The organism is Paenibacillus sp. 10L310, assembly GCF_056395745.1.
Map to the genome: position 1 here is coordinate 136,977 of NZ_JBFTKC010000009.1, position 12,271 is coordinate 149,247.

Below are 12,271 nucleotides of genomic sequence, written 5' to 3' on the forward strand. Positions count from 1 at the left end.
GATCTGTACAACAGCAGATTCACGAAAGGTAGATATCAGTACCAGCCTAGCGCTTTTTTGCCGGCTTCCAGGGCAGTTATGATCCGCTCGACATCATATACATTCCCTCTCCAAGTCCCACCGCTGACCGATTGCAATGCAGCCCAGAGCTTTGTATCATCCGGCAAAGCCTCATCAGGCCTCATATCTGGATGAAAGGGCCTTTGTGCCAGGATGAGAGCACCTTCCTCCGGTGAAAACTCCAATTCGCCTTCTCCGACAAAGTTAATGCTACCCTCCAGCGTGTTACGATCAACCGCGATGTCAATCAGGTCTTCGTTCCGCAGCTTGCCAATCGGTCCGCCTGCCAGCGCTTCGGGGCCAACATGACCAATACATGCTCCGGTGGAAACACCGGAGAACCGGGCATCCGTAATCAGTGACACGTATTTGCCAAAAGGCAAATGTTTAAGCGCAGATGTAAGCTGGTACGTCTCCTCCATTCCAGTTCCCGATGGACCTCGCCCGAGAAGCACAACAACGTCGCCAGCCAGAATACCTCCGGTCTTAATCGCATGGATCGCCTCACGTTCAGTGGTAAAAACCTTTGCTCTGCCACGATGACGATATACGCCATGTTCATCCAATACAGCAGGATCAATAGAGGTGGATTTGATGACTGAACCTTCCGGAGCGATATTCCCGGTTGGAAATGTTACGGTCGATGAGATTCCAAGCCGCTGAGCGTGTTCTACACTCATGATGACACTGTCTGGATCGATGCCGTCCTGCTCTTTTAACTGCTTCCGCATGAGATGACGGCGTTCCGACGATTCCCACCAGTCCAGTACCTGACCCAATGAAGTACCTGTAACCGTTGGTACAGACTCATCCAACAGACCAAGCTGTCTGAGGTGTAGCATGACCTCCGGTACACCTCCTGCCTGAAAGACACGTATGGTCGGATAAAAGATCGGTCCGTTTGGTAGGGCGCTAACCAGCCTTGGAACATTTTTGTTGACCTGTATCCAGTCCTGTACCGCGGGTATGGTTAAACCGGCGGCATGGGCAATCGCCGGTATGTGAAGAAGCAGATTGGTCGATCCGCCAAACGCGGCATGAACGGTCATCGCATTGCGAATGGATGCATCGGTGACAATGTCTGCCATCCGCATCCCCTGTGACTCCATATGGATGAGTGCACGTGACGATTGGCGCGCCATTTCAAACCAGATGGGCTGCCCGGAAGGTGCAAGCGCGGCATGTGGCACTGTCATACCCAGTGCCTCTGCTACAACCTGGGCCGTAGCCGCGGTACCTAGAAACTGACAGCCTCCTCCCGGTGTAGCACAAGCTCGACATCCTAAATCCGAAGCCATTTCCAGAGAAAGTTCCCCGTTGACGTACCGTGCACCGATGGTCTGAATTTTACCGGCATCCTCTCCATCGGTAGGTGGAAGTGTGACGCCACCGGGAACGATTACACCAGGCAATTGCGGCATGCCGGCAAGTGCGAGCATCATCGCTGGAAGACCTTTGTCACAAGTGGCGACACCAAGCACGCCTTTACGAGTTGGCAGCGAGCGAATCAGTCTGCGAAATACCATAGCGGCATCGTTCCGGTACGGAAGCGAGTCAAACATGCCGGTCGTCCCCTGTGATCTGCCGTCACACGGATCGCTGACATATCCAGCAAACGGGATTCCTCCCCGGCTTGACAGTTCTTCTGCGGCAGCCTTCATCAGCAGGCCGACCTCCCAGTGGCCCGTATGGTAACCGAGTGCTGCCGGGCTGCCGTCTTCATTGCGTATGCCACCTTGTGTACTCAAGATCAGAAATTGTTTTCCGTTCAATTCCCCGGGCTTCCAGCCCATTCCAACATTCTGGGACATGCCGAACAAGTCGCCGCTTGGAGCATTCCGCAGCAAATCATCCGTTAAAGGCAGACGTCCGGCAGCCCCTGGAGCATGTGCTATGATATCGAAGCAGTTGGACGCGGTCTCTCCCATAATCGACGTAATCTGTTCGTACATGATAGCCTCCCACAGTTTATGACTTCACAAAGACCGTTTTGATGGCCGTGAAAAACTCGATAGCCGCTTGCCCCTGTTCTCTGGAGTGTGAACTTGACATCTTCATTCCGCCAAACGGAGCCTGCAGCTCTACGCCGGCTGTTTCTGCATTAATTCTGACCAGTCCTGCATCCATGTCCCGGATGAAAGACAACATGGCTCCGACGTTCTGTGTATAGATGGAAGCACTCAAGCCATAATCGCTATCATTAGCCGCTTCGATCGCTTCCTCCAGGGAATCTACCGCAATCAAGGCCAGAACCGGGCCAAAGATTTCTTCCCGGGCGATGGACATATGGGATTCGACCCCTTCAAATACGGTCGGCTGCACATAGAATCCCTCTTCCAGTCCCGGACCGTCCCCTCTTTTTCCGCCAGTGAGCAGAACGGCACCTTCATCTTGGCCTTTTTGAATATAACTCAGCACGGTATTGAGCTGTCCTTCGCTTGCACATGGACCCATCCAGCTTCCAGAAGACATGCCGTCACCCAGCCGAATTTCCTGGATTTGCGAGAGCAGCTTTTCTTTGAAGGCATCGTATACTTTTCGTTCAATAATGACCTTGCTGGTGGCCGTACATTTTTGCCCGGTCGATTTCAACCCACCGCTGATCGTGGCTTCCACAGCCAAATCCAGGTCAGCGTCAGCCGCGATAATAATCGGGTTTTTCCCACCCATTTCAAGTTGATACTTGGCCCCACGTGCCAGTGCTGCGCCGCCGACCCGTTTGCCCACTTCATTGGAACCTGTGAACGTTATTCCGCCCACATCCGGATGCTCAGCAAGTGCAGATCCGATCACTGAGCCTCTGCCGCATACCAGATTAAGAACGCCTGCCGGAATGCCCGCCTCTTCAAAACACTCCATTACTTTAGCCGCAGTGACCGCAGTTTCCTGAGCAGGCTTCAACACAACCGTATTGCCGTAAATCAAGGCCGGAGCCGTTTTCCAAATCGGAATGGCTACTGGGAAATTCCAAGGAGCAATAACCCCAACAACGCCAAGGGGTACGCGAGTCGTAAACATCAGTGCTTCGCTGTCCGTTGATGGAATGACATCCCCAGTTTTTCGCATGCCTTCTCCGGCGTAATACCTTAAGATTGCTACACCGCGCAGTGTCTCTCCTTTAGCTTCTGGGAGTGTTTTGCCCATTTCCCTGGTCATCGCCTCTGCAACTTCATCGGCCCGGCGTTCCAGCACATTGGCTGCTTGAAATAGATAGTTTCCGCGTTCCGCACCCGATAACCTCCGCCAATCTTTTGCTGCTTCCTTCGCCGCTGCAACAGCCCGGTTCAGATCCTCTACGCCTGAGGTGGGTACGTAGCCAACTACCTCCTTCCGATTCGCCGGGTTGATGCTCGGTTCGGTTTCACCGGATGTCGCCTTCACCCATTCTCCGTTAATGTAATTGCTGTATGTCTGCTCTACCTGAAATGTCGTCATTGCATTCATCCTCCTTGTACATTAGTTTGAAATGACTGGATTAATAAGTGTCCCGATATCGCTAATGGATATTTCAATGCGGTCCCCTGGTGCAAGTGTAAAATCATTAGGGGGCACAATGCTTGTGCCTGTTAATAACACCGTACCGTCAAAGAGATTGTTATCTCTGGCCAGAAAAGAGACCAGCTCATCGAGTTTTCGGTTTAACTCACTTGTGCTTGCCTCGCTTTTGACAACTATTTCACCTTCGCGATATATTTCGCAGACGATGCTGAACGCATATGGATTCTGCACCGTTTCCGCTAGACGAATGGCTGGCCCTATCGAGCAGGAATTGCGCCACATTTTTGCTTGCGGTAGATATAGCGGATTCTCCCCTTCAATATCGCGGCAACTCATGTCATTGCCAACGATGTATCCCACAATGCTGCCATCCCCGGCAAGCACCAACCCCAGCTCCGGCTCAGGGATCTGCCAATTGGAATCGCTGCGAAGTGTGACAGCCTCATTGGGCCCGACGGTGCGGGCTGCTGTAGATTTAAAAAAGATCTCCGGTCTTTCGGCATCGTAAACTTTATCGTAAAAGGTCTTTGCATCTAGCTTGCCTTCCGTTGCTTCATAATTTCGCGCTTCCCGGCTACGCTGATAAGTCACACCCGCCGCCCATACTTCCGGAGCTTCCAATGGAGTGATTAGATGTAAGGAAGTCCAATCGTCAGTTAACTTGTTTAATGGTTTAAAAGCGCTTTCAACAAGTTGAACTGGAGAAATCCCCTGCTTTCTTGCTTGATGGATCAAAGTCATAAAATCTGCTTGTGGCAAACGATACGCTTGTTCATCATCCGTAACGGCTGCCAGCCACTTCTGTTGTCCGTCCAGAAATCGAATAATTCTCATTCAAGCTTGCCTCCATTTTTCCCCATCGGGTTGATAATACTACCATAGCACCCGCTATGGTTCATGACGATGTTCTAATCACTCCGACGATTTACCCTTTTCACGCATTTTTTTCTGTTAAGATGAGGTTAGATCCATTAAACTAAAGATAATTTACGAGGACAATCCGATGACAGGATGTTGGTATATAGAATAGTACAAGGGGGTTGGTTTGCTGTGACCAAGCTTTCGGATGCTGTGTATTTAGGTCGTCTACCCGATGTTCGCATGTCTTTTCAATTATTGGGGCTGCATGCAAGAAAGGTAGATTCCAGCTGGACTTATCCGTCTCATGAACATTCAATGTATGAAGTGCACTGGATGATGGACGGGCAGATGAACATGGTTGTCAACGGGCAGTCTTATCGTCAGTCGGTTGGTGACCTTCTGTTCATCCGGCCTGGTATGACCCACTCTTGCACCGGAGCCGGACCGGAGGGGTTCACTTATTTTTCTGTGCATTTCAGCATACACGATACATCCTTTTGCAGAGAACTTAACCGTTGCAAAGACATCTATTATCCGGCAAATTCAAATTTGGCTCTGGGGCTTTCCCCTTCCCTGTCTACCTTGTATGGTCTGGCCACAGAGCATTTGTCTAGCTCGCTAACTTCCTCCAAACAAATGAAGGTACATGCCGCCGTGTTTGAACTGCTCGGTTCCCTGGTCGGTCAGTTATCTCAGCAAGCCTCCGTTACGTTGTCGAGAAAAGAAACCATTGCCCATCAGATTGCTGAGCACATTGAGGATTCGGTAAGATATATCCATCTTCACGGGGAAATTCAGGAGAGCGATCGAACCTGGATTCAGGACATCGCCAAGTCGCTGAGCATTAGCCCGTCACAGGTTAATCGTATTTTTCGGCAGGTATACGGCATCGCTCCGCGCAAGTTTCTATCCGAAACCCTTCTGAACGAAGCGCAGCGGCTGTTAAAGCAAACCGACCTGAACATAGATCATATTGCGATGATGCTGGGGTATAAGACCAATGCGCATTTTAGCCGCCAATTCAAGCGGTGGACAGGCATCGCGCCAAGCGAATATCGTAGCCATTCGCAGCAGGCAGGAGAAGCCAACGTTGTGGATGACTAAAAGTTTAATCATCCCCCCCAAAATTGTCTGAGCCGCATAGGCTGATCGGTCAACAAAACAGCTACTGGATGACCAGCAGCTGCTTTGTTTTGTCTGGATTGCTCAGATCATGTGTTTGAGGATTACGCTAAAATAAATGATGCAAGGCTTGCACTTCCAGAACCTCTGTACGTAAAATACAAAGCTTGTATACCATCCGGAATGGTCATCTCGACTGAATAGGGTTTCCAATGATTGGTGAAATGTACCGGGATTGTACCCAGGACATGACCGTCCCATGCGGTTTTGACCTCAAATACCCCGTGACAATATCCCCGTACCTTGATCGAGACCTGGCGAATTCCTCGGCAATCAAAGTATTTAAAACCTGCCGTTGCGGATTCAACCATATTGGCGATATATCCGACTTCTTCATCACCGTCTCTACCATCCTGGGTGATCTTTGGAAAGCGGCTGTCCAGCCAGGCTCCTGCCCCGAAACCTCCAGTGTACTTCTGATCATCTTTGGTCAAAAGAATACATGCAAGATATGCGGGGTACTCGCCTTTTCCTTCAAGCGGTCTCCCACCCGCACCAGAGGAGGTCATTTCCACCTGAGGAATGCTGCCGTCCTCTTCAAAAGATATCTTCTCAATACAGCCCTGTCGGTTGAATGCGTCCCCATTGGTATGACGGTGATAGAAGACATACCAGTCTCCGTTGATCTCCACAATGCTGCCATGGTTATTGCCTCCATAATACATGGGTTTGTCAGCAGGTTTGTAGGAGTCGATATGGAGATCACAGTTGCTTACGATGACGCCCTGATATGTAAATCCTTTATTTGGAAATCGACTGGTGGCATAACATAATTCATGCATAACGATGGAGGAATACACCAGATAGTAGGTATCACCTCTCTTCCGGATGGAAGGCGCCTCAAAAAATTCATGGCCCTCATAACCGCTGCCCTCACTGTAAGGCTCGCTCGGTGCTACGAATATGGGTTCTTCCACAATCGTCAGCATATCCGGACCTAGCATCGTGGCCATCGCGCCATGTCTTGATTGGTCTCCGGCCGCACAGAAGCCGGTATACAGATAAGTGTGCTGTCCTTCAGTCATCACGCCGGGATCGAACTGGGGCTCGTCCCCTTCTCTTTCGCCCAGACGAGTGCCGTCGTCATATTGTACATAACCATAGAATTCATATTTACCGGCAGGTGCATCACATACAGCCACCGAAACAACGGGTACCTTATCCAGCACATAATACAGATAATACCGCCCATCGGGACCCAGCGTAACATCTGGCGCATACAAGCACATATGGCCATTCGGATTCAACGGGTCATCTGTTTTTCGGTAGATCACCCCTTCATTTCTCCAATTCCCAAGGTCATTCACGGGTGCAGACCAGCATACATAATCGTTCAGACAGAAAGCATGTCCGTTAAAACGGTCATGTGAACCATACACATACACTCTTTCATTGAATACATAAGGCTCACTATCAGGTACGTACTCCCAGGATGGAAGATATGGGTTGAACCCCTGCTTGTTCATTCCAGCTACACTCCTCATATAATTGTAATAGTACATTCGTTCTATGAAATAAAGATAACTCTCGTATAATAGAAAATAGCTTAAGTAGAGTATGGGTTATTCTTTTTTACAACCTAAAGATAAAGGGGAAGAACCATGACATCTATTTTTTACGTTGAATGTGACGCGGTACATCAGAATCATTTTGTTTTTGATATCCCTGAAGGACATGATGCCTGGTTATTAGTCATTACACAGACCCCTGCCCAGTTTTGGGTTGATGGACAACTTAAGGAATACCCGGCTCATTGTGCTGTACTTTTCAAACCGTATCAAAAAATATATTATCGGGCTTGTTCAGAGCGCTATATAAATGATTGGATTCGTTTTGAAAGTGATGAACCGTTTGTAACCGATACCTCCCTTCCGCCAGGCACACCTTTCCCGCTGGATGATCCGGAATACTGTCATAAGCTGTTCCAATTGCTTGTTGCAGAGCATTCTTTTCAGAACGATTACCGGGAATCATCCATCAATTGCCTGTTGCGAACCTTGTTCAATAAATTGCTTGAGTCTTGTGTCCAAGAGGATATTAGTCCTCAGCACTATCCTCTGTTGAAGCTTCGAACGGCAATTCATAACGATCCCAGCCATCCTTGGACCATATCGGAAATGGCGAAGATCATAAACGTCAGCCCGGGGTACCTGCAGTTGATGTACAAGAAATCGTTTGGCCTCTCGTGTATGGAGGATGTTATTCATAGCAGAATACGTTTGGCCAAAGAATATCTCAGACATCATTTGTATACGGTTGCAGAGATTGCCGATCGATGCGGTTACCGTAATGTCGAGCATTTTTGCAGGCAGTTCAAACAAATGACCGGTTCCTCGCCCAAACAGTTTCATAAACGACGTGAAGGTGTCCCGGCTGACTTAACAGAGTTGGGATATAAATCTCACTTTTAAGGGGGATGTACTTAGATCAATGGAAAAATTCCCACTCTGTCCAATAGGCGTTTACATACTTTAGCCATTTAATCGGTATAAACGTCATCGAGGTTGTTAGCGTTCTCTGCTGTCATTTTAAGTTAAGGTTTTAGACTGTATGATGCAATGACATATTCTCAAGCATGATTGATCAATTATCATATTGTGATACCTTATAATGACATACATTGGAAAGACCAAATCCAAGAGTCTTCCTGATTGGAATCCTGGAGCTTAACCCCATTTCGAACTTTTTGGATTATTTATCTATACTTATATCTCCAAACAAAAGAAGTCACTAATTTAGTGACTTCTTCTGACATAAAGTTTCCTATTATAAATTTTCTTTAACTTAAAAGGTTCTGATTCATCAATCCTTAATTAAGGGTTCTATTGGGATGAAGAGCACGAGCCATTGCATCCATATAACCCTTAACAGTACTTTGACTCACTTCTGTTTCTGGAGCAAGAATTTCGAAAAGGTGGAAGCAACCTGGATAGAGGTGAAATTCTACATCCACACCTGCTTGTGCTAATCGTGCCACATACTCCATCGTCTCGTCTCGGAATAGATCGAGCTGACCTACACAAGTATAGGCTGGTGGCAATCCGGCCAAGCTCTCTGCTCTCGAAGGTATTGCATAAGAAGAACTTCCACTGATATCGTTCTCCTCACCAAGGTACATATTCCAAGCAGCCACGTTGTCCGTTCGGTTCCAGATTGAACCCTCTTCTGTAATCTCATGACTAGATGGCGTGATGTTACGATTATCTAACATCGGATACAATGGCATTTGGAAGATAATAGACGGACCTCCTTTATCACGTGCCATCAGCGCGAGTGCTGCTGTCAGTCCTCCGCCACCGCTAGCACCGGCAATCGCAACCCGATTCACATCAATGCCAAGCATTGCTGCTTCCTCCGTCATCCATACCAATCCAGCATAACAATCTTCAATCCCCGCAGGATAAGGGTGCTCAGGAGCGAGCCTATAATCGACTGATACGACAATACATTCTGCTGTCTGAACAAAACGTTCGCACAATTTGTCGTCCATATCTGGATGTCCTAACACGTACCCACCCCCATGAATCCATAACATGGCTGGTAGTAAATCATTCGTTCGTTCGGCTGGCTCATAAATTTTGACCAGCATCTCACCTCCATCCCTCGGAATTTTCCGGCTAGTTGTGTTTACATGCTCTGATTTTTTCACCGATGCAGCCGATACTAAGTTTCTGCTCCACTCTAAATTTTTCTCCAATTCAAACCCTGGAAATTGTGAATATACCTCTCTTAATTCTGGTAATATACGTGTCTCAATACTCATGATAATTCCTCCAAATATAATAATGAATTCGTTCATTTATGTTTTTTAGTTAATCCTTATCTCATTTCAGCTTCCCACTTGGAAATTTCCTCTCGTACTCGCGGTGCAACCTCTTTACCGAGCAGTTCTATAGCCTGCATTACCAACTCATGTGGCATCGTGCTTAAGGGAACATACATCATGAAACGTGTAATTCCTACATGCTTGCGCAGATGAATAATTTTTTGAGCAACTGTTTCCGGATCCCCTACATACAACGCACCATCAGAGCTACGGGCAGCGTCATAGCTGGAACGATCGTAATATGCCCACCCCCGCTCTTTGCCGAGTTTATTCATGCCGTACTGAGTGGACGGGAAAAAGAGTTCTGCGGCTTTTTCCGTATCTTCTGCAACAAATCCGATAGAATGTGAACCTACCCGAAGCTGTGATACATCATGACCAGCATGAGTTGCCGCCTTTTTATACAGTTCTACAAGTGGCGCAAATTTCGTTGGATTACCACCGATAATTGCCAGAACTAGTGGCAGACCTAGAATTCCAGCACGTATGGCAGACTCCTGAGTACCTCCGCTACCAATCCATACAGGTATAGAATTCTGAACAGGCCGCGGGTATACCCCCAGATTATGTATCGCTGGTCGATGGCCTCCACTCCAAGTTACTTTCTCGGATTCCCGTAATTTAAGAAGCAGTTCAATGTTTTCATTAAATAAATCCTCGTAGTCATGCAGGTTATAACCAAACAGTGGAAAGGACTCAATGAAGGAACCTCGACCCGCTATAATCTCGGCACGTCCATTGGAGAGACCGTCAAGCGTGGCAAAATCCTGAAACACACGGACAGGATCTGCTGAAGATAGGACCGTCACAGCACTTGTCAATCGAATCCGTTTTGTGAGGGGCGCCGCAGCGGACAACACCATTGCTGGTGAAGATGCGGCATAATCATCACGATGATGCTCACCTATGCCAAACACATCAAGTCCTACCTGATCTGCAAGGACGATTTCTTCCACGACTTCTCGCAATCGCTGAGCGTGACTCATCACAACTCCGGTCTTAGTATCAGGCTTTGTTTCTACGAATGAAGTAACACCTATTTCCATAATTAATCTCTCCTTATATTTTCTTTCCTTAAGAGGAATGCTCAAGACAACGGATTAAAGCCGTCCAATCCAACTCACCATAACCATGGGTAATTCCATCAGAGAGGTGTTGATGAATAAGCTGACCTAAAGGTAGTGGAGCTTGAACTGACTTGGCTGCCTCGATAGCTAATGCAACATCCTTTAACCCGAGCTTCATTTTAAAACCGGCTGGTTCAAAGCGCTGTTCAGTCATGATCGAGCCATAGTTCTGATATACCGGAGATTGAAAAAGAGCATTCACAAAGAGCATTCACAACATCCATATATTGGGACGGCTTAATGCCGTGCTTTTCAACCATGAGCTGCGCTTCCGACAAAGCTTCCAGCATTGAAGCAATTAGAAAGTTAACGCCTATTTTGACAATGTTACCTTCTTCGCCACGATCCCCGATCTCAAATATCTCTTGACCTAGTGCTGTTAACATGGGAAGTACTCGTTGTCTTGCATGTTCAGGACCAGCTAAAATAATGCGCAATGTAGCTGCTTTAGCGGCATCCGGGCGCCCCATTACGGTGGCAGACACAAAGTGCTGGTGTCTCTCCGCATGCAAAGCGGATAATTTCCGAGCCAGATCTACGCTGATTGTACTGGCAGATACGTGAATTCCATTTTCAGATAATCCGTTCAGAACTCCATTTGGTTCCTCAACAATTTCTCTCAAAGCAGCATCATCAGATAACATGGTAATTACAAGATTGCTTTCTTTCGCTGCCTCTAGTGGTGTTTGGACATACCGTGCTCCCTGTTTTATTAATGGTTCAACTTTTTCAGCGGTCCGATTAAAGATGACTAATTCATAACCCGCTTTCAACAGGTTTCGTGCCATTGGAAGCCCCATATTTCCAAGTCCAATAAACGATACCTTCATTGGTTGCATCTCCTTATTGTTGATGGATTGTTTCGATAACGGAATGAATGTTCCAGAATGATTAAAAAAATTATGGTCTTGCAGATACTCTTCAAATGGCACCTTCAAAATATGAGGATTATAATAACGGAACAATCATTCCAATATTGCTAAAAAAATTATATCCCTGCAATTACAAAGCTAAGCATTTCTTTTGCACGTTCTGGATTTTGACCTGTTTTGGCCATAATATTTATGCTTTGATGTAAATTCAGCAATAAATAAGACAATGTTTTGATATCTGTTGTTTTATCTATCTCTCCCGATTGTTGGCCCTTTTCCAAAAGCTCGCAAAATGCTTGTTCCAAATCCGAAAAACTAGTCTGTATCAAGACATTTATCTGTTCATCTGGTGACTCCAATGTTGTTGCTGTATTTGTTACAAAACATCCGCCCGGTAGGCTGGTATCGTATGCTGAAGCAATATGATACTCAAAAAATTGAAGAATTCCTTCTCTAACGTTGGACGCTTGTTCAAGAATAGTCTGTTTATTGGAACTCCCTTTTTTATAATGCTCCAGGGCATCTCTGTACAAGGTTTGCTTGTCGGAAAACGTATCATAAAGGCTGGATCGGCTAATGCCCATCACTTCCAGTAAATCCGGTATACTAGCAGCCTCGTATCCTTTTTTCCAAAACAACAGCATCGCTTCGTGTAACGCTTGATTTTTGTCAAATTCTTTAGTCCTGGCGATAGGTAACACCTCCCGTTTCAGAAATATAACATATCTGAACTGATCAGTCCAGAAAAGAATCTTGCCGGTTGTTAATCGTTATTAAAAATTTATCCATTGAATAATATATGAGCTATATTTTACATCTAACTCCAAAAATATTAACTTTGTTAT

At 46.8% G+C, this 12,271-nt stretch carries 9 protein-coding genes and 1 pseudogene; 2 read left to right on the forward strand and 8 right to left on the reverse strand.

Annotated elements, in window-relative coordinates; genetic code table 11:
* Positions 1-35: 35 nt before the first annotated feature.
* Genes AC1DE7_RS19535 through AC1DE7_RS19545 form a run of 3 tightly spaced genes read right to left on the reverse strand, consistent with a single transcriptional unit; the run spans position 36 to position 4,392 of the window.
* Positions 36-2,012, reverse strand: a complete 1,977-nt coding sequence (locus tag AC1DE7_RS19535) for a YjhG/YagF family D-xylonate dehydratase (RefSeq protein WP_339282599.1) — start codon at positions 2,010-2,012, stop codon at positions 36-38.
* Between the two features lie 16 nt (positions 2,013-2,028).
* On the reverse strand, positions 2,029-3,495 hold the full coding sequence (gene gucD, locus AC1DE7_RS19540; protein ID WP_036671416.1) for an alpha-ketoglutaric semialdehyde dehydrogenase GucD: 1,467 nt from the start codon (positions 3,493-3,495) through the stop codon (positions 2,029-2,031).
* Between the two features lie 21 nt (positions 3,496-3,516).
* Entirely contained in the window at positions 3,517-4,392 is an 876-nt protein-coding gene (locus AC1DE7_RS19545; RefSeq protein WP_339282597.1) for a fumarylacetoacetate hydrolase family protein, read from the reverse strand.
* 216 nt (positions 4,393-4,608) lie between these two features.
* On the opposite strand from AC1DE7_RS19545, the gene AC1DE7_RS19550 reads away from it, so the two are divergent.
* Complete coding sequence (locus tag AC1DE7_RS19550) at positions 4,609-5,523, forward strand: AraC family transcriptional regulator (protein ID WP_315373075.1); 915 nt, start codon at positions 4,609-4,611, stop codon at positions 5,521-5,523.
* Positions 5,524-5,645: 122 nt separating this feature from the next.
* Here AC1DE7_RS19550 and AC1DE7_RS19555 read toward each other — a convergent pair whose 3' ends face one another.
* Positions 5,646-7,067 (reverse strand): family 43 glycosylhydrolase, encoded by a 1,422-nt coding sequence (locus AC1DE7_RS19555; protein WP_339282596.1) that lies wholly within the window; start codon positions 7,065-7,067, stop codon positions 5,646-5,648.
* Positions 7,068-7,202: 135 nt separating this feature from the next.
* Between AC1DE7_RS19555 and AC1DE7_RS19560 the strand changes: the two genes are divergently transcribed.
* The gene (locus tag AC1DE7_RS19560; RefSeq protein ID WP_036671408.1) at positions 7,203-8,012 is read left to right on the forward strand and encodes a helix-turn-helix transcriptional regulator; all 810 of its coding nucleotides are present in this window, start codon (positions 7,203-7,205) and stop codon (positions 8,010-8,012) included.
* A 398-nt stretch (positions 8,013-8,410) separates the two neighbouring features.
* Here the strand turns inward: AC1DE7_RS19560 and AC1DE7_RS19565 are convergent, their stop codons facing one another.
* The 4 genes and pseudogenes from AC1DE7_RS19565 to AC1DE7_RS19580 form a co-directional block, all read right to left on the reverse strand.
* On the reverse strand, positions 8,411-9,364 hold the full coding sequence (locus tag AC1DE7_RS19565) for an alpha/beta hydrolase (RefSeq protein WP_253508679.1): 954 nt from the start codon (positions 9,362-9,364) through the stop codon (positions 8,411-8,413).
* Between the two features lie 56 nt (positions 9,365-9,420).
* Complete coding sequence (locus AC1DE7_RS19570) at positions 9,421-10,473, reverse strand: LLM class flavin-dependent oxidoreductase (RefSeq protein WP_289389210.1); 1,053 nt, start codon at positions 10,471-10,473, stop codon at positions 9,421-9,423.
* 28 nt (positions 10,474-10,501) lie between these two features.
* A pseudogene (locus tag AC1DE7_RS19575) lies at positions 10,502-11,384 on the reverse strand (NAD(P)-dependent oxidoreductase).
* 158 nt (positions 11,385-11,542) lie between these two features.
* Positions 11,543-12,127, reverse strand: coding sequence for a TetR/AcrR family transcriptional regulator (locus AC1DE7_RS19580; RefSeq protein ID WP_477535001.1), 585 nt, complete (start codon positions 12,125-12,127; stop codon positions 11,543-11,545).
* Positions 12,128-12,271 lie beyond the last annotated feature (144 nt).